We start from the raw sequence: 18,816 nt of genomic DNA, 5'->3' as shown, positions 1-18,816 counted from the left end.
TCCGTTAATTTCGTGCTAGCATCTATTTAATTACACGCTATGATTAATAAAAAACAATAAGGCAAAGTTATGCAAGAACGTCGTCAATTTTCTCGTATTTTATTTTCAACCGATGCACACATAATTTTTCAAGAAAATGAGTACCCATGTACCCTGCTTGATATTTCATTGCACGGCGCGTTGATCAGCAAATGTGATGTGTTAAATGATCAAACAGAGAACGATGCAATACTGCGTTTTATTTTACCCGATAGCGAAATTGAAATAAAAATGGAGACAACTATTTGCCATATAGAAGCCAATCACATTGGTTTAAAGTGTAAGCATATTGATATTGATAGTATTTCCTACCTAAAACGACTGATAGAGCTAAACTTAGCGGACGATGAGTTACTTCATCGTGAATTAGAGATGCTTATTCACGACTCACAATAGACTCTTTAAGGTGAGTTGATTACCATAAGGCAAACTTTATAGCCTATGTGAACATGAACTTAAATCCTCATTTACCGTTAGTGTACCATCCAAATTACTCGTTTAGTTTTGATCCTAAGCATCGTTTTGCAATGAGTAAGTTTGCAAATTTATACGCACACGTTAAAAAACTAGGCTTAATTGGCAATAACCTCACACAGCCTATTTTAGGCTCTCCCGAGCCTTTAGAGCGAGTACATTGCAATAACTATATTCACGATTTATGGAACAACCGCTTAGACGATAAAGCCATGCGCCGCATAGGATTACCTTGGTCATCCCAGTTAATGGCGCGCACTTTTACTGCACCGCAAGGTACATTACAAACCGCACGTTTAGCGCTAAAACACGGTATAGCCTGTCACCTAGCAGGGGGCACGCATCATGCGCACTTTGATTTTGGCTCAGGATATTGCATGGTGAACGATCTAGCCTTTACCACTCAAACCTTGATTGATAGCGGTGAAGTAACCAATGTGCTTATTTTTGATTTAGACGTACATCAAGGTGATGGCACCGCCGCTATGCTTGCACATCAGCCCTATGCCTATACCTGTTCAATACACTGTGAAAAAAACTTCCCGTTTAGGAAATCGGCCAGCGATTTGGATATTGGCTTAGCAAATCATATGCAAGATGCAGAATACTTAGCTATTGTTGACGATACCTTAAGCTACCTACTTAAAGAACTAAACCCAAGCTTAGTGCTGTACGATGCCGGTGTAGATATTTGGCAAAACGATGGCTTAGGTAAATTAGACATAAGCTGGGATGGGATTGCTAAACGTGATCATCTGGTTTTAAAACGATGCCTTGAGCACAACATACCTGTGGCAACTGTTATTGGTGGCGGTTACGATAAAGACCACCTTCGCCTTGCGCAGCGCCATGGCATAGTGATTGAACAAGCAGCACGTTTTTAAAATGAAATAAAAACCCAATATTGTCGTTCTTATTTGCTAACAAAATAAAAGCGACACGTTTATGAAACACATTTTTGCAGCTATAACACTTATCCTTTTAAGTTTAGCAGTATTTGCGGAGCAGCCTGCTCTCGACTCAAACCACCCTAAACTATCACTTTTAACATTAAACATGGCCGATGGTACAAATATAAAAACTCAAGAATTATTAGGCCAACCTTATGTTTTACATTTTTGGGCTACATGGTGTCCTTATTGTAAAAAGTTACAACCCGTCCTTCAAAAAATACACAACATGGGCTTAAACGTAATAGCTGTAAGTTTTAAAGAAGATGATAACGCCTTCCCCGCCAAAGCATTAACCGATAGGGGCTATACATTTAAAACCGCGATACAAGCAGATGAAATTGCGACGCAACTAGGAATACGTGGCACACCAACTACATTGTTTATAGATGAAAAAGGGCATGTTGTTTGGGTTACTAATTCGTCAAACCCCAATAATTCAAACATATATTTAAATGCTCGCACTTTAATAGACTCAATCGAAGCAAAATAGCTTAATAATTTGGGCCGGATAATGCGTATTAAAATATGAGTTATATAAACTTTATACTACAATTTAAGCCTATAAATTAATTGGGGTTATTATGCGTTTAATATTTACTTTATTGTTGCTTTTGTTCAGTACAACAGCGTTTGCTGAAGAAGAAAAGGTAGAACTTCCACCGCTAGACCCTAGCTACAATGCAGTACATCCCATGGCACTTGTAAATAGAGGGTCTTCTATCTTTGCTATTAACCTTCCTTCTTATAAATCGCCACACGACCTGCAAGTTGTTTACGAAGTAAAAAACTCAAATGTTGCCTTTTTAAGCTTTGTGAAAAATACCGATATGATCACTATAAAACCGCAAAAGTTCAATATTCAACATTTAATGCGCGGGGACGAAATAACAATTACAGCCGATGTATACGAAGGTGATTATCGTCAAGGTGGTAGTTTAATTTATGAAGCCAAGCAAATTGAACTTGATAAGCAACTGTACGCTAGAGAACTCGATGAGCTAAGCGAATCTTCACAATGGCATGAGTACGATATGATTGAGTTAAACGGTACAGAGCGTATTTATGTACATAAAATTCAAAAAGCCCCAAGCTTTAACCACCTAATTTTTGTGGACTTGGTTAATGCTTGTATGCAAAAGGTTCGCACATCAAAACGTGTTCCTCCTGAAAACGAACTCACCTACAAATTTATAAACTGCGGAACCTTAAAGCCTCTTTTTTATGATGGCGAAAGCTTACTTAAATAACTCAATAAACATGCTTAGCAATTAACTCAAGTCCTGCTTGAATGCTCTGAGTTGATTGCCCAGCAAACCCTAATCGTATATAACTTTGCTGTTTTGGAATTAGGCTACGCGCTGCTTCTTTATAGTAAAACTCGGGCTCTGCTTGTATATAAACACCTTTCTTTTGCAAAGCGTTTTTTAAGCCATGCACTGGTTTGTTTAAGTTAACCCACATAGCCATACCACCATCAGGCTTTTTAAACTCAATTGGCAAGCCATTCGATTGCAACTTAATAAGTGAAGCGCTCATTTGCTCATAGCGTTCCTTATATAGCTTTGTCATTCTTTTTAAATGACGTTCAAATGCTCCTTCTTGCATAAAATTAGCAACGGCTAACTGCATAACTACATCGTTTTTATGGTTCATTAGCTGTTTCCATGCACTGAGTTGCTCTATAACTTGTGCAGAGGCACAAATGTAGCCAATTCTTGCCGCCGAGAACATAATTTTAGAAAACGTAGAAAGGTATATAACAATACCAGCAGGGTCATCTGCAGCCATAGGTTGCAAAGGCTGACAACGATAGTGAAATTCATGATCGTAGTCGTCTTCTATGATAAGTACGTCGTATTGATAGCACAGCTGGTAAATTTGCATTCTTCTTGTGGGAGAAAGCGTAACTGTTGTGGGGTATTGATGAAGCGGTGTTAAATAAAGTAACTTAATTTTATTACTCATCAACTGTGCTTTTAAATCCTCTACACATAGACCGTACTCATCTTGTTTAATATCGATTAACTGAGCACCGCATGCAGAAAACGCTTTTCGTGCAGGAGGGTAACCTAAGGTTTCGGTCGCAACATAGTCACCATTATTTATAAATACCTTTGATATTAAAAATAGTGCCTCTTGAGAGCCATTGCATATGAGGAGATCAGTTGTTTTTAGATTTCTTGCTTTGTGTAAATAAGAACCTATTTGCGACTTTAAATTGAGTTCTCCCGCTACATTACCATAATGAAATTGGCTGGTATCTAAATGATTAAATACATAACTTACAGAGCGTTTAAACTCTCTATATGGGAAACAATTAAGATCAGGAAGCCCACCTGCAAAATTATATTTAAAATTATTTAGATTCATCGCAGGAGTTGGCACTGCTAACTCCTTGGCAAATTTATAAGGTTTAGGTGTTACAGTAGGTACTTGTTTTATATCAGCACTGCTTTGAATTGGTAGGGTTTGTATTACTTTATATCCTGAACGCTCATGAGACTCAATCCAGCCTTCAGCAACTAATAACTGTAAAGCATTCATTATTGTATGGCGGTTTAACTGATAAATTTTTGCCATTTCTCTGGCTGAGCTGAGCTTAGTACCCACCGCTATATCACCTTTAATAATTGCGCTACGAAGTGCTTGCGCTAGCTGCAAATACTTTGCTTTGTGTTGCTCATTAAACTCAATATTAAGCGGCTGCATATGTTTCCTTAATCTGGTATAGGTAAAATTTACATTCTGGTTGTTTTTACCAACCCAAATAAGCGTACATTTGTTGCTCACAAATAGCAAAAATGGAGCCAATAATGTTTACTCTGCAAGCACATAAAACAAACAAGGTCATTTTAGAGCCATTAAACCATAAGCACCTAAATGGATTATATAAAGCGGGCCAGCACCCTGATGTATGGCAATGGGTATTAAGCAATTACACTAAAAGCCCTGAAATACTAAACGAATGGTTTTTAACTCAGGCGCAATTTAATAAAAACGAGCAAGTTGTTTTTGCCATTATTGATAAAAATACACAGCAAGTAGTGGGCACGACACGGTTATTTAAGTTAGATACACATAATTTAAGCGCTGAAATTGGTCATACATTTATTAGTAATGATTGGCAGCGTACTTACATAAATTCACATGCTAAATACTTATTACTTAATTACGCATTTGAAAAGCTAGGTTTAGTGCGTATTTCATTTAATACTCACGAAAATAATAAAAAATCACGTAATGCAATAACGCGTCTAGGCGCTCGTTTTGAGGGTGTGGCCCATAAAGATAGATTACTAAGTCATGGTAGCTTTAGAAGCACAGCAAAATTTAGCATAGTCGATGAGCAGTGGCCGGATATAAAATCACAACTAGAGGGGAGACTTTAATGTACCCACCGATGCATTTTCAAGAGCATAATAGTGAACGTTTGCAGGCTTTAGTTGAGCAATTTCCTCTAGCGAGTATTTTAACGCCCTGCTTGCAAAGTGACTTAAATAATATATGCCAAGTACCTGTATTATATGAGCCATCACGTAATGTATTTATTGCGCACGTAGCAAAAAATAATCCGTTAACGCAATGTGATAAACGCTCTGTAAAATTACACTTTAATGGTGACAACTGTTATCTATCACCCTCGTATAGTAATAATAAAACACTACCAAGCTGGCTTTACTGCTCGTTAGAGGTACTAGCAAAGGTTGAAATAGTTGAGTGTAATAATCAAAAACATCATATTATGCAGAGACTAACATCGCATTTCGAAGAAAGTTTTGAGCCAAAATGGCAACTCAATAAAATACCAATCCAGTCGCGTGAACGGCTTTACCAGCAGCTATGTTTTATAAATTTTAAACCTATTCATTGGAGCGGTAATTTTAAACTAAGCCAAAACAAGCCTGAGGATACAAGAATGGAAATTAAGAAAAGTTTAGTCAATGCTAATAAGCATTCTATTGCTGAGATGATTTAATTTACTTTATTATTTACACGTTTTGCATCTTTTTAATGATGAAATAAACATTGATAGAATAAAAATAAAAACGGCCCAAACTCAACAAAATTGAATTTAGACCGTTTACACACTAATAATATCTTCACACACAATATAAAGATTCTGGTTTTACAATGCGTGGCAGTTGTAGGGAAATAAAAACAACCCAAGTTAAGTCACCACCGAACTTGAGTTGCCTTTCACACTGACAACATCTTCACACACAATATAAAGATTTTGGTTTTACACTGCGTGACAATTGTAGGGAAATAAAACAACTCAAATTAAGTCACCACCTAACTTGAGTTGCCTTTCACACTGACAACATCTTCACACACAATATAAAGATTTTGGTTTTACACTGCGTGACAATTGTAGGGAAATAAAACAACTCAAATTAAGTCACCACCTAACTTGAGTTGCCTTTCACACTGACAACATCTTCACACACAATATAAAGATTCTTTGTGTTAGTAATACACTAACGAATTCTGGCCATTGCCTATAAACACGCTTTCACTACACTAGAGCTACTAATTAAGCCCTTAACTGTGTCTATGGGTTAACTTTAGAGTTATTACTCAAATTTCACAAGCGATAAAAATAAACCTGATAGATGAAAAAAACTAAACTATAGACCTTAGTCTAATAGCCATGCTTTTAAGTTACTAAATATCTACCTATAAGGAACTATATAAATCTTTATATTATTGGGCATAGAACAACTCAATGCCCCTGTATGAAACTAAGTAAACCATTATTCTTTAATGTTATTTATGACAAAACCAGTCTGTTTCTTATTAAATAAAATGAACTTTTCAAATTGAACTTGTATTAGCCCTCTAAAAAACAGGCACAAAAAAAGCGCTATAAAAGCGCTTTTTGTTCTAAAAAAATATTTAAATTATTTGGTTTTCTTTCCAAGCTTGTTCTTTGGCTAGGCGTTTTTTACGCTTATCACAAGGATCATCGCAATCACAGGCTTTGTCTATACCCACCGAACCTAATCCACCACAGCTACTCGCCATTGATTTTTTTTGCACGATCATCCCTACAGCCATTGCTGTAACAATTAAAATTAGTAAGCCAAAAGTAAGAAAAAAAAGTGACATTGCTTAGCCCCTATTGATCAGCAATAAATTAAGCTCAAACTATTTTTGAGTAGTAGATATTATATACCCAACCTCTATGGAAATAAACCAGCTTTAAACACTTACAAGTAGGGTTCAAATGCAGGACTTGAATACGTGACTAAGCCATCAGGCGATTTAGCAATCAAATACACAGCCAAATTATTATCTTGTGCATAAGCTTGCGCTTTTTCCATCCCCATAACGGTTAATGCAGTTGCTAAGCCGTCTGCGGTCATTGCACTTGGGTGTAATACCGTTACAGAAACTAGGTCGTGCTTTATTGGCATTCCCGTAAGCGGATCAATCAAGTGCGTGTAAGTTTCGCCATCCATAATGTAAAAAATGCGGTAATCACCAGAGGTTGCAATTCCCATGGTGCCTGGTAACAAAATACGGTGCACTTCACGCTTTCCAGGCTCTGCATCAGGTTGCTCTATTGCTATTACCCATCCTTGTTCATTCGGCTTTTCACCAGATATACGAAGCTCACCACCAATTTCAACCATGTAGTTAGCAATACCGCGGCTTTCTAATAATTGCGCAACTTTATCTATGCCGTATCCTTTTGCTGTTGCAGAAAATGATAACTCTAGCCCATCAACTGTTTTTGCTAAGCCTTGTTCATTTAAAACAAGCTTATCTACACCAATGTTTGCAATCATTGCCTGAAGCTCACCATCGGTAGGTCGATTGGTCGGCTTTTTATCAGGACCAAATCCCCATAAATCAATTAATGGTCCCATTGTCACATCAAGTGTATTGGTAGATTCACCTAAACGGATAGATTCGCTTATAACGGCCCTGAAGTCTTCACTTATTGGCATAAATTGATTTGCTGGTAAGCGGTTAAATATATTTATCTCCGAGTCTTTAATGTATGTAGACATAGACTGGTTTACATCGACTAATACAGCATCTATTTGTTCTTGTATTTGAAGGGCAGACATCGCCTCTAGCTCGTCATAGTATTTAATATGATAGGTAGTCCCCATTGTTTTACCTTCTAAATAGGTTTCCTTTGGGACCGATTCTGCGCATCCAGATAACAGTAAAGTCAGTGTAATTATAAATAAGGCCATTATGCCCTGGGGAGTATTTACTTTGTTCATAACAACCCTACTTAATAGGTTAAAAATTAATAAATTAGAATAAAAAAGCCTCGTAACACACAGTGCTACGAGGCTGATATTTTAACCAAAACTAATCTGTTTTGATATGCGTGTTAGCCACCGAAATCATCTAATAAGATATTTTCGTCTTCAACACCTAAGTCTTTAAGCATATTGATAACTGCTGCGTTCATCATTGGAGGACCACACATGTAGAACTCACAATCTTCCGGCGCTTCGTGCTCTTTAAGATAGTTCTCGAATAACACGTTATGGATAAAGCCAGTATAGCCTTCCCAGTTATCTTCAGGTTGTGGATCTGAAAGCGCTGTGTGCCAAACAAAGTTATCGTTTTCAGCAGCTAGGCCGTCAAAATCTTCAACGTAGAACATTTCACGCTTTGAACGCGCACCATACCAAAAACTCATCTTACGCTTAGAATTTAAACGTTTAAGTTGATCAAAGATATGTGAACGCATTGGTGCCATACCTGCACCACCACCTACAAATACCATTTCAGCGTCAGTTTCTTTAGCGAAGAACTCACCAAATGGACCTGAAATAGTAACTTTATCACCTTCTTTAAGTGACCAAATGTACGATGACATTTTACCACAAGGTAGGCTTAGGTTTCTTGGCGGCGGCGTAGCAATACGCACGTTAAGCATGATGATGCCTTCTTCTTCTGGGTAGTTAGCCATTGAGTAAGCACGAATTGTTTCTTCGTCTACTTTTGACTCCAGGTCAAAGAAACCAAAATGATTCCAGTCGCCACGATACTCTTCAGGAACATCGAAATCTGCGTATTTAACATGGTGAGCTGGTGCTTCTATTTGGATGTAACCACCCGCACGGAAAGGCACTGATTCGCCATCTGGAATTTGTAGCTTCAGTTCTTTAATGAACGTTGCTTTGTTATCGTTAGAGATAACTTCACAATCCCATTTTTTAACACCGAAAATTGACTCTTCAAGTTCAATTTCCATGTCATTTTTAACATTTACCTGACACGCTAAACGGCAACCTTCGCGGGCTTCACCTTTAGAAATGTGATCAAGTTCAGTTGGTAGAATATCGCCGCCACCTTCTTTTATGTGAACACGACACTGACCACAAGAGCCACCGCCACCACAAGCAGAAGATACGAAAATACCCGACTCAGATAGTGCACCTAATAGCTTACTACCTGCTGATGTTTTAATGGCTTTGTCTGCATCGCCATTAATACCGATGATGATATCACCGCTTGCAACTAGTTTAGACTTAGCACCAATGATGATTAAAACTAGTATTACAACGATAGCGATAAAAACACCAACGCCTAAGAAAATATCCATGATTGACCTCGCTATTATTACAGTGAAATACCAGAGAATGACATAAAGCCAAGACCCATTAAGCCAACAGTGATAAAGGTAATACCTAAACCACGTAAACCATCTGGTACGTCTGAATACTTCATTTTCTCACGGATACCTGCAAGTAATGTAATTGCAAGCGCCCAACCCACACCAGCGCCAATACCATAAACAACAGACTCGCCGAAGTTATAGTTACGCTCAACCATGAAGGCTACCGCACCAAAAATTGCACAGTTAACTGTGATTAGTGGTAGGAAAATACCTAATGCGTTATAAAGTGGCGGGAAGAACTTATCTAATGCCATTTCAAGAATTTGCACTAGTGCTGCAATAACACCAATGAAAGTTAAGAAACGTAAAAAGCTAAGATCTGCTTCTGGGTAGCCAAGCCACTCAAGTGAACCTGGTGCTAATACCGCATGGTAAACCAAGTTGTTAACTGGTACAGAAATACCTAAAACAACAATAACCGCTACACCTAGGCCAATTGATGTAGTTACTTTTTTAGACACGGCTAAGAAAGTACACATACCTAGGAAGAACGCTAAAGCTAAGTTTTCAATAAAAACGGCTTTTACAAATAAACTAATATAATGTTCCACTTATCGCCCCTTACGCTTTAGCTTCTACTTGGTCTTTCTTATAAGTACGAAGTACCCAAATGAATAAACCAATGATGAAGAATGCACTCGGTGGTAAGATCAATAGACCCATAGGTTGGTACCAACCACCATTTTGTACTAATGGAATAATATCAACACCGAATAGTGAACCCTTACCAAATAGCTCACGAATGAAACCAACAGTAAGAAGTACTACAGAGTAACCCAAGCCGTTACCAATACCATCAAGGAAAGACATTAATGGTGGCGACTTCATCGCATATGCTTCAGCACGCCCCATCACGATACAGTTAGTAATAATTAGACCAACAAATACAGATAGCTCTTTTGCCGTAGCGTAAGAGAAAGCCTGCAGTACTTGGTCAACTACGATTACTAATGACGCAATAATTGTCATTTGTACGATAATACGTACTGACGATGGGATGTGATTACGAATAGTCGAGATAAAAAGGCTTGAAAACGCGGTTACCAATGTCAAAGCTATTGACATGATTAATGCATTTTTTAAGCTAGACGTTACAGCCAGCGCAGAACAAATACCGAGTACTTGAAGTGCAATTGGGTTGTTAGCGAAAACTGGCCCAAACAGGACCGCCTTCATTTCTTTAGTATCAGCCATTATTTCAATGCTCCATTACGTACTTTAGCAAGGAAAGGGCCAAAGCCGTTTTCGCCGGTCCAAAAATCAACCGCGTGATCAACACCGTTAGATGTTAATGTAGCACCTGAAAGACCATCGATTTTATGCTCATCACCGCCCGCAGTTCCTTTAACGATCTGGATTGGTAACTCTTTACCTTCCCACGTTGCAGTCCACTGTGGGTTTTGAATTTCACCACCTAAACCAGGTGTTTCATTGTGCTTGTAGAAGATGATGTCTTTAATTGTTTCGCCATCGCTTTCAAGCGAGATAAAACCGTACATCAAACCCCATAAACCATAGCCTTGGATAGGAAGGATAATTGCGTCAGTAGAGCCATCGTCTTTTTTAGAGATGTAAACAGGCGCACGTTTGGTAATACGTTGAATACCAGCGATGTCCTTAATACCATTCTCTTTTAAAGATTTGCTCAGCTCTGCATCATATTTACTTTTTTCAAAGTCAAAGTCTTCTACAGGGTCTGCAAAATCACCGCTTTGCATATCTATAAAGCGTGTTTCGATTTTAGCTTCAAACGTTTCAGCAACGTTATCAACTTTGCTAATGCCTGCAGCAGCTAAAATATTGCTTTGAATATCTTTTGCCTTATTTGCTTTTTGCAAAGGACGAAGTTGTACAGATGTTAGCGATACAATGACTGCACACACCAAACATAATGAGACAACAACAGCTAGCGTTTTGCCAATTGATTCGTTATTACTAGACATTACGTGCCAACCTCCGCTTGATATTAGCTTGCACTACAAAGTGATCGAATAATGGTGCAAACAAGTTAGCAAACAAGATTGCCAGCATGATGCCTTCTGGGTATGCAGGGTTAACAACACGGATCATGATAACCATAAAGCCAATAAGCGCGCCGTATGCCAATTTACCTTTGTCAGTAAATGCAGCAGATACAGGGTCTGTAGCCATAAAAAACATACCAAATGCAAAACCACCTAGCACCATGTGCCAGTACCAAGGCATAGCAAACATTGCGTTAGTTTCTGAGCCAATTGTATTTAGTATTGATGATGTGATCACCATACCTAGGAATACACCTAGTACAATACGCCACGAAGCTATACGAACGTAGATTAAGAACAAACCACCAATAAGCACAGCAAGCGTTGACGTCTCACCCATAGAACCTTGGATAAAGCCGTAGAACGCATTCCACCACATTTGCATGTTAGCGTAACCTAAGTCACCACCTAACGTACCTGCAAATGCTTGACCTAGCATAGTTGCACCAGAGAATGAATCTACTGCTGTCCATACGGTGTCACCTGAAATTTGCGCTGGGTATGCGAAGAATAAAAATGCACGACCTGCAAGTGCAGGGTTTAAGAAGTTACGACCAGTACCACCAAATATTTCTTTTGCGATTACAACACCGAAAGTAATACCTAGTGCAACTTGCCATAAAGGAATTGTTGCAGGCAAAATTAGTGCAAACAGCACTGATGTTACGAAGAAACCTTCATTAACTTCATGCTTACGCACTGAAGCAAACAACACTTCCCAAAAACCACCAACAACAAACGTTGTTGCATAGATAGGTAGGAAGAAACAGGCTCCGTAGAACATTTTTGCGCCCCAACCGGCATCAGCAGTTAAATCACCGCCTAGTAGCTGGAATAAACCTACTTGCCAAATGTTAGCTAGTTCAAAGCCATTACCAAGTGCCATAGCCGCTTGATGACCAATATTGAACATACCAAAAAACATGGCAGGGAACGTCGCCATCCACACTAAAATCATCATACGCTTTAGGTCGATGTTATCGCGAACGTGAGTTGAGCCTTTATTTACATAACCCGGTGTGTAAAAAATAGTCGCGGCTGCTTCATACAGTGCGTACCATTTTTCGTGTTTTCCACCTGGTTCAAAATGCGGCTCGATATCTTCTAAGAAAGTTTTTAAACCCATTTTAGCCTTCCTTCTCGATCGTAGTTAAGCAATCGCGTAGGGCTGCGCCGTACTCGTATTTGCCAGGACAAACGAAGGTGCATAACGCTAAATCTTCTTCATCTAATTCAAGCGCACCTAATGAAATTGCACTGTCTAAATCACGAGACAGTAAGTCACGTAATAATAGTGTAGGCAAAATATCTAGTGGCATAACACGCTCATAACTTCCAAGTGGAACCATGGCACGTTTTGAACCACCCGTAGACGTTGTCATTTTAAATAAACGACTCGGTGTAAGGTGAGACAAGAATGTACGCGTTACAGAGAATTTATCACTACCTGGTGCAATCCAGCCAAACAATTCCTTTTCGCGACCTTCAAGTAAAACAGATACTTGAACATGGTAACGACCTAAGAATGCATGAACACCAGACGACGTAGCACCGGCAAGTACAGAACCAGAAATAACACGGTTATCACCGTCTTCTAGTTCGCCTGCCACTAAGTCATCTAATGAAGCACCTAATTGTGTTTTCACTAAACGTGGATTTTTAACGCGCGGACCTGCAAGAGAAACAACACGATCTGTGTAAATTTCACCAGTAAGGAAAAGGTGACCATACGCAATAACGTCTTGGTAACCGATATGCCAAACTTGCTTGCTAGCAGATACAGGGTCAAGGTTGTGAATATGAGTGCCTACAAGGCCAGCTGGATGCACACCACCAAACTCATGTACTTCTACTTGAGCAATAGATGAGCTAGGAATTTGGCTACCAGCTTGCTTACAAACAAATACTTTTCCGTCGGTTAAACGCGAAACAACAGCTAAGCCCGCTTCAAACGCTTGCGCATTTTCAGCAATAATCACTGCAGGATCTGCAGCAAGAGGGTTAGTGTCTATAGCGGTTACAAATATAGAGCTAGGATTTGCATCCACAGCCGCTACTTTGCTGAATGGGCGAGCACGTAGTGCTGTCCATTGACCTGACTGAATTAGTACTTCTTTAGCTTTTTCACGGTCTAAGCTTGTAAGCTCAGCCTCAGAGAAAGAGTCAAAGGTGATTTGCTCACTGCCGTTTACTTCAATAACAACAGATTGCAGCACACGTTTAGCACCACGATTTATTTCTTTTACAACACCAGAAGCTGGTGCGGTAAATAGGACGCCTGGGTTCTTTTTATCTTCAAAAAGTACCTGGCCTTTTTTAACTTGGTCATCCATACGAATATGCATGGTTGGACGCATACCTATAAACTCTTCACCTAGCAAGGCTACTCTTTTGACGGGTGAACCGTCGTGAATAACTTGCTGAGGTGCGCCATCTAATGGTAAATCCAGACCTTTTTTTATGTTGATCATACGCACTTGCACTACATTAACGGAAAGAAACTGAAAAATCGTACCAACCACGTCGCCATTTAAGCTACCCCAAGTTATTTCAATGTATAAAAGAAAAACTCGCTTTGGTCATTAAACAGGCAACGCGGTAAAAACTCTTCACATATTGCCTTAATTTTAACACCATTGTGGGTGACTATGCGAGTGTATTTATGAAAATTATACGACTGAAACGCTTATTTGGTTTTGTTAACTAGATTTAATAAAATTTAAGTTAGACCAAAGTGGTAGCTTAAGCAAAGAATGAGGTTTTTTAATTGAAAAAAGTCGCACGAAGCGACTTTTTAATTGGGGCATGCTGAGCTTTCAAGATTAAAGTTTGTTGAATCCCAAGGCAGCACTTGTTTAGCATTAATACTTATTTGTAGGCAATAACCTCACAACATGAGCTCTGCCTTGCAGCACTACCAAACAGGTTACTTAAAATTTGCCAGGGAAAGACAAACAAGCCCTGACTATTCACTTAATTGGTTAATCAATCATATTTGCAATTGCTTTAACTGGCTCTACATCTTGCTCGTAATCAACTGACTCAATGCCAAAACCAAATAAGCGTAAAAATTCATTATGGTAACCAACGTAATCTGTCAGCTCATCAATCGTGCTGGTATCTACTTTATCCCATACAGCTTGAATACGTGCTTGAACATCATCTTCAAGTTCTTTGTAGTTTTGGAATAAGTGCCCACCGTCATCAAAACGCGGCGCTTCACCGTACAGATTTTCAGTAAATAAACCATGAATTTGCTCAATGGTGCCCTCGTATGTTCCGTCCGCTTTCATAACTTTAAATAAAGCAGAAATATACAATGGCATAATTGGTATAGCAGAACTTGCTTGTGTTACAACAGCATTAAGTGATGAAACATACGCTTGACCGTTTAACGCTTTAGTTGATTCTTTAATCGCAACCGTTGCGCGGTCTAAGTCTTCTTTTGCTTTGCCAATAGTCGCGTGCCCGTAAATTGGCCACGTTAACTCTTTACCAATGTAAGTATAAGCAGTCGTTTTAAAGTTATCAGCAAGTACGTCGGCTTCTTTTAAAGTGTCAATCCACATTTCCCAATCTTCACCACCCATTACTTTAATCGTGTTATCGATATCGTCTTGTGTGGCAGCTTCTACAGTAATTTCGTCAATTTCACGCTTTGACGTATTTAGATTTTTTGTTGTAACTGCGTTGCCAATTGGCTTTAACGTTGAAGAGTAAACTTCACCTGTATTTGGATCGGTACGACGAGGCGACGCTAAGCTATAAATAACCAGATCAACCTTACCTAAATCTGCTTTAATTGTATCAATTGTTTTTTGTTTTATTTCGTTTGAAAACGCATCACCGTTGATATTTTTAGACCACAAACCGGCTTCGTCTGCTGCATTTTGAAAAGCAGCTGTATTATACCAACCCGCCGATCCTGTTTTACGCTCGGTGCCTTCTTTTTCAAAGAAGATACCCAATGTTTTAGCACCGCCACCAAATGCTGCCGTAATACGCGACGCCAAGCCGTAGCCTGTAGATGCACCAATAACTAACACATTTTTTGGCGCATTTTTTAATGCGCCTTGTTGTTTTACATAGTTAATTTGCTCTTGCACATGTTCGCTACAGCCTACTGGGTGAGCGTTTGTACAAATAAATCCACGAATTTTTGGCTTAATGACCATTGATGATCCTATATTTTTACTAAAAAATTAGCGCTAGTTTAAAGGCTAATACTTAAAACACTGATCTGATCAGTTAAATACGGGTGTAAATAGCTGTCAAACCTCAATTAATCAATCTAATTTAGACCCACCTAAACAGTTTGGCGACGCAGGTGCTTCGCTATCATGCTCAGCGTATTCGTCCGGAGTGTAAGTATGAATAGCCAATGCATGTATGTCGTTTGCAAGCTCTTCTTTTAAAATTTCATTAATTTGACGATGACGTTGCAAAAGGCGCTTACCTAAAAACTCTTCGCTGACCACAATAACCTTAAAGTGCGAGTCAGTGCCTTTGCTGTGCATATGACTTTCGTTAATTACATTTAAATGCTTACACGCTATAGCATTGCTGATTTTTTCTTGGATTTGTTGCTGCATTGACATATCAAACCATTATTTATAGCTAATTTATGAACTTATCATAGCAAGCTGCCCTGCCCGTTGGCTAACTAAATTACGCAACTAACCTTGTTTTATATACCTAAAGGTTAAACTTATGCGTGGATGAGCTAAGGTTGTTTGCTTTAAAATAGCATGCTGGAAATCTCGCTGACTATTGCCACTCATAACCAAACAACTACCACTGTGTAATTTTAGATCCGTTACTTTATTACTGGCCTTATCTTTAAGCTTTAATACTCGCTCTGCCCCAAGTGATATGCACACAATTGTGGGTTGCTGACCCAACTCTATCTCATCATCACTGTGCCACCCCATGGTGTCGTTGCCATCACGATAATAATTAACTAACAACGAATTAAAAGGCTGATTTAAATGTGCCTCTAATCGTTTTCGCATTGCCATTAATATACTTGGCCAAGGTTCAGTTATTAACTTACTATTTGAATAGCCGTATTCAATTTCATGGTCGCTAATAAAACATTGTAGTCGTGGGATCGGCCCTGTTTTAGCGTAAACAGTGACTTCTGGCTGCTGCCAGTTAAGGTTTTTTTGTAGATAGTAAAATAAATCGAGGCTTTTTTGCGCGCTAAGCGCCTTTGTTTGATAAGAAAAGCCATTTGGTAACTGTTGGGGGTTGGCGTTTTGCCGTTGCATGTTAGAATTTACCTACATTAGTTTACTGATACAAAACCACTATGACGACCCAAGCCCAGCTAGGCGATAAAACTTTTACTCTTGAACGCTTCCCTTTGGATCAAAAAAACCGCAGCTTACAAGCGTGGGATTCGGGCGATGAGTACCTTATCAATTATGTTAACGAACATCATCCTGATTGTCGCTCATTGCTTATTTTAAATGATAGCTTTGGTGCCCTTGCCTGTAGTTTTAATCAATTAACGGTTTGTTCAGTTAACGACTCTTATATTAGCCATCAAGCGGCGGCGTATAACCTACAAGAAAACAAGCTATCTACAACTCAATTTACGCAATTGGATAGCTTATCAGCGTTACCGGAGGATATTGATTTAGTATTAATAAAAATACCTCGTAATGTTGGCTTTTTACAGTTTCAACTAAGTGAGTTAAGCGAAGTTCTTGCACCAGGCACACCCGTTATTGCTGCAGGTAAAACTAAAGATATTCATAACTCGACAATTAAGGCTTTTGAACAGTTTATTGGTGAAACTAAAACAAGCTTAGCTGTGAAAAAGTCACGCCTCATATTGAGCAGTGCAAAAGGCGGTTATAAAGCCGCTGACTATCCTGTTTCGTGGCAGCTTGAAGGCACCGAGTTTACTATTACAAACCATGCAAATGTGTTTTCACGTGATTCATTAGATATTGGTGCTCGCTTCTTTTTTAACTACTTGCCGCAAACACCAAAAGCTAAGCACATTGTTGATTTGGGTTGTGGTAATGGCGTGGTAGGTGTTATGACCTTGGCACGCTGCCCTAAAGCCTCAGTAACGTTTGTTGATGAGTCATACATGGCGGTTGAGTCTGCACGACTTAACGTAGAGCAAAACATGGCAGAACGATTTGATGATTGCGAATTTATCGAAAATGATTGCCTAACCGGCTTTGAAAAAAACAGTGTAGATATGGTGCTATGTAATCCCCCTTTTCACCAAGCACAAGCGGTTACCGATCACATTGCTTGGCAAATGTTTAAACAAGCTAAGGACACATTAAAAGAAGGCGGAGAGCTACGTATTATTGGTAATCGCCATCTTGACTATCATGACAAGTTAAACCGTATGTTTGGTAACTGTAAGCTATTAGGTTCAAACAAAAAGTTTGTGGTTTTAAGTTCAACTAAAAATAGTGGGGTGTTATAACAATGACAGTAATAAACCGTATATTTGGCTGTGCTGCATTTTTTATTTTAGCAGGCTGTGCAAACCAACCTAGCCAAGTAATACTTAACCCAGTTTACCAAAATGGCCAAGTAAGCACTATAAATAGCAGCCTGAGCACGAGTGTTATTGATGTACGTGGCGATACATCGACCCTCACTCTAGTTGACTCGGGCAAAACAAAAACATTTGCCAGCCAAGGTATTACTGAGTCAATTAAAAGTGCTTTAGATAGTGCTCTTAGCCGCAATGGTGCAAGTATTTCAAATTTAGCAACTACTCGATTTGAGCTAGATATAAATGCCTTACAAGCAGTGGTTACTGAAACCTTAGTGAGCCATAAAAGTGAAGCTAAAATTGAACTGAGTGTTCGTGTAGTTCGTGCTACAAGTAATTTTACTAAACAGTATAGCGGTAATGCAGCGCTAGAAGGCCCGCTTGGACATGACAGAGCAAAAATAGAAGGTCAACTCAATAAGTTGACTGAACAAATGATAACCCGCATTGTGTCTGACCCTGAATTAATACAGTTTTTAGAAGGTTAACCATGAAACGATTTTTTATACTTTGTTTAGCCCTGTGTTTGAGCGCCGCAAGTCTAGCCGCTCAAGAGGGCAGATTTGTACAAAAAGACAATATGTTTCCACGTGTTGAAATAGTAACATCGCTAGGCAGCATTATTGTTGAGCTAGACCGTTCTCGGGCCCCTATTACAGTCAATAACTTTTTAACTTATGTTTCAGATAAAAGTTATCAGGGTAGTATTTTTCATCGCGTGGAACGCGACGAAGAAAACGAACGCGACTTTGTTATTCAAGGTGGTGGATATGACAAAGACATGGAAGGTTTACATCAAAACGACCCTATTTTTAATGAAAGCGGGAACGGCCTGAAGAATGATATGTACAGCATTTCCATGGCATACCAAGACAGACAACCGCATTCCGGTACTCGCCAGTTTTTCTTTAACATGGATAACAATGACCATTTAAACCCAGGAAGAGACTGGGGATTTGCGGTATTTGGAACTGTAATGGAAGGATACGAAACCCTAGATAAAATTATGGCTGTTAAAACAGTTTATAATGAAAAAATTGGTTATGACTTTGTGCCAGAAACACCGGTGGTTATTTTAAATATTAAAATGATTGAACCAACACCATTATAATTAATGAGGTGCAGTAAAACTGTGCCCACTCGCCA

At 39.0% G+C, this 18,816-nt stretch carries 21 protein-coding genes; 9 read left to right on the top strand and 12 right to left on the bottom strand.

What is annotated here, in order from left to right:
• Nucleotides 1-69 precede the first annotated feature (69 nt).
• The 4 genes from ATS76_RS11095 to ATS76_RS11080 all read left to right on the top strand — a co-directional run bounded on the left by ATS76_RS11095 (nt 70) and on the right by ATS76_RS11080 (nt 2,713).
• Nucleotides 70-435: a PilZ domain-containing protein gene (locus ATS76_RS11095; RefSeq protein ID WP_058552192.1), complete on the top strand. Its 366-nt coding sequence runs from the start codon at nt 70-72 to the stop codon at nt 433-435.
• A gap of 53 nt (nt 436-488) precedes the next feature.
• Entirely contained in the window at nt 489-1,397 is a 909-nt protein-coding gene (locus tag ATS76_RS11090) for a histone deacetylase family protein (RefSeq protein WP_058552191.1), read from the top strand.
• Between the two features lie 61 nt (nt 1,398-1,458).
• A complete protein-coding gene (locus tag ATS76_RS11085; protein ID WP_058552190.1) occupies nt 1,459-1,956 on the top strand; it encodes a TlpA disulfide reductase family protein in 498 nt (165 codons plus the stop codon).
• A gap of 91 nt (nt 1,957-2,047) precedes the next feature.
• Entirely contained in the window at nt 2,048-2,713 is a 666-nt protein-coding gene (locus ATS76_RS11080; protein WP_058552189.1) for a hypothetical protein, read from the top strand.
• A gap of 1 nt (nt 2,714) precedes the next feature.
• Here ATS76_RS11080 and pdxR read toward each other — a convergent pair whose 3' ends face one another.
• Nucleotides 2,715-4,175 (bottom strand): MocR-like pyridoxine biosynthesis transcription factor PdxR, encoded by a 1,461-nt coding sequence (pdxR, locus tag ATS76_RS11075; RefSeq protein WP_058552188.1) that lies wholly within the window; start codon nt 4,173-4,175, stop codon nt 2,715-2,717.
• A gap of 104 nt (nt 4,176-4,279) precedes the next feature.
• Here pdxR and ATS76_RS11070 point away from each other — a divergent pair, with 104 nt between their 5' ends.
• Nucleotides 4,280-4,855: a GNAT family N-acetyltransferase gene (locus ATS76_RS11070; RefSeq protein WP_058552187.1), complete on the top strand. Its 576-nt coding sequence runs from the start codon at nt 4,280-4,282 to the stop codon at nt 4,853-4,855.
• Nucleotides 4,855-5,442 carry an FMN-binding negative transcriptional regulator gene (locus ATS76_RS11065; RefSeq protein WP_058552186.1) on the top strand — a complete coding sequence of 196 codons (588 nt, stop codon included), beginning with the start codon at nt 4,855-4,857 and terminating at the stop codon, nt 5,440-5,442. Before ATS76_RS11070 ends, ATS76_RS11065 begins: the two co-directional genes overlap by 1 nt.
• A 920-nt stretch (nt 5,443-6,362) precedes the next feature.
• On the opposite strand, the gene nqrM is transcribed toward ATS76_RS11065, so the two are convergent.
• From nqrM to ATS76_RS11010, 11 genes are all read right to left on the bottom strand, one after another.
• A complete protein-coding gene (gene nqrM / locus ATS76_RS11060; RefSeq protein ID WP_058404997.1) occupies nt 6,363-6,575 on the bottom strand; it encodes a (Na+)-NQR maturation NqrM in 213 nt (70 codons plus the stop codon).
• 101 nt (nt 6,576-6,676) lie between these two features.
• Nucleotides 6,677-7,705: an FAD:protein FMN transferase gene (locus ATS76_RS11055; protein ID WP_058552185.1), complete on the bottom strand. Its 1,029-nt coding sequence runs from the start codon at nt 7,703-7,705 to the stop codon at nt 6,677-6,679.
• Between the two features lie 113 nt (nt 7,706-7,818).
• Nucleotides 7,819-9,042 (bottom strand): NADH:ubiquinone reductase (Na(+)-transporting) subunit F, encoded by a 1,224-nt coding sequence (gene nqrF, locus ATS76_RS11050; RefSeq protein ID WP_058552184.1) that lies wholly within the window; start codon nt 9,040-9,042, stop codon nt 7,819-7,821.
• A gap of 17 nt (nt 9,043-9,059) precedes the next feature.
• The gene (gene nqrE / locus ATS76_RS11045; RefSeq protein WP_006791490.1) at nt 9,060-9,668 is read right to left on the bottom strand and encodes an NADH:ubiquinone reductase (Na(+)-transporting) subunit E; all 609 of its coding nucleotides are present in this window, start codon (nt 9,666-9,668) and stop codon (nt 9,060-9,062) included.
• A gap of 10 nt (nt 9,669-9,678) precedes the next feature.
• Nucleotides 9,679-10,311: an NADH:ubiquinone reductase (Na(+)-transporting) subunit D gene (locus ATS76_RS11040; protein ID WP_006791491.1), complete on the bottom strand. Its 633-nt coding sequence runs from the start codon at nt 10,309-10,311 to the stop codon at nt 9,679-9,681.
• Nucleotides 10,311-11,060, bottom strand: coding sequence for a Na(+)-translocating NADH-quinone reductase subunit C (locus tag ATS76_RS11035; RefSeq protein WP_010556997.1), 750 nt, complete (start codon nt 11,058-11,060; stop codon nt 10,311-10,313). The genes ATS76_RS11040 and ATS76_RS11035 overlap by 1 nt, the downstream gene beginning before the upstream one ends.
• Nucleotides 11,053-12,267: an NADH:ubiquinone reductase (Na(+)-transporting) subunit B gene (locus ATS76_RS11030; protein ID WP_006791493.1), complete on the bottom strand. Its 1,215-nt coding sequence runs from the start codon at nt 12,265-12,267 to the stop codon at nt 11,053-11,055. Before ATS76_RS11030 ends, ATS76_RS11035 begins: the two co-directional genes overlap by 8 nt.
• Nucleotide 12,268: 1 nt before the next feature.
• Nucleotides 12,269-13,612, bottom strand: coding sequence for a Na(+)-translocating NADH-quinone reductase subunit A (locus ATS76_RS11025; RefSeq protein WP_058552183.1), 1,344 nt, complete (start codon nt 13,610-13,612; stop codon nt 12,269-12,271).
• Nucleotides 13,613-14,122: 510 nt separating this feature from the next.
• Nucleotides 14,123-15,316, bottom strand: coding sequence for an enoyl-ACP reductase FabV (fabV, locus tag ATS76_RS11020; RefSeq protein ID WP_058552182.1), 1,194 nt, complete (start codon nt 15,314-15,316; stop codon nt 14,123-14,125).
• Nucleotides 15,317-15,427: 111 nt separating this feature from the next.
• Complete coding sequence (locus ATS76_RS11015; protein WP_058552181.1) at nt 15,428-15,739, bottom strand: BolA family protein; 312 nt, start codon at nt 15,737-15,739, stop codon at nt 15,428-15,430.
• Between the two features lie 78 nt (nt 15,740-15,817).
• Complete coding sequence (locus tag ATS76_RS11010; RefSeq protein ID WP_058552180.1) at nt 15,818-16,411, bottom strand: alpha-ketoglutarate-dependent dioxygenase AlkB family protein; 594 nt, start codon at nt 16,409-16,411, stop codon at nt 15,818-15,820.
• A 41-nt stretch (nt 16,412-16,452) separates the two neighbouring features.
• Here ATS76_RS11010 and ATS76_RS11005 point away from each other — a divergent pair, with 41 nt between their 5' ends.
• Genes ATS76_RS11005 through ATS76_RS10995 form a run of 3 tightly spaced genes read left to right on the top strand, consistent with a single transcriptional unit; the run spans nt 16,453 to nt 18,781 of the window.
• Nucleotides 16,453-17,595, top strand: coding sequence for a methyltransferase (locus ATS76_RS11005; RefSeq protein ID WP_058404991.1), 1,143 nt, complete (start codon nt 16,453-16,455; stop codon nt 17,593-17,595).
• A 2-nt stretch (nt 17,596-17,597) separates the two neighbouring features.
• Nucleotides 17,598-18,158 (top strand): YajG family lipoprotein, encoded by a 561-nt coding sequence (locus ATS76_RS11000; RefSeq protein ID WP_058552179.1) that lies wholly within the window; start codon nt 17,598-17,600, stop codon nt 18,156-18,158.
• A 2-nt stretch (nt 18,159-18,160) separates the two neighbouring features.
• Nucleotides 18,161-18,781 carry a peptidylprolyl isomerase gene (locus ATS76_RS10995; RefSeq protein ID WP_058552178.1) on the top strand — a complete coding sequence of 207 codons (621 nt, stop codon included), beginning with the start codon at nt 18,161-18,163 and terminating at the stop codon, nt 18,779-18,781.
• The last annotated feature ends 35 nt before the right edge of the window (nt 18,782-18,816 follow it).

This window comes from Pseudoalteromonas sp. 10-33 (genome assembly GCF_001469195.1).
Taxonomy (GTDB): domain Bacteria; phylum Pseudomonadota; class Gammaproteobacteria; order Enterobacterales; family Alteromonadaceae; genus Pseudoalteromonas.
The sequence above is the reverse complement of the archived record's forward strand: the minus strand, read 5'-3'. Positions and strand labels throughout refer to the sequence as shown.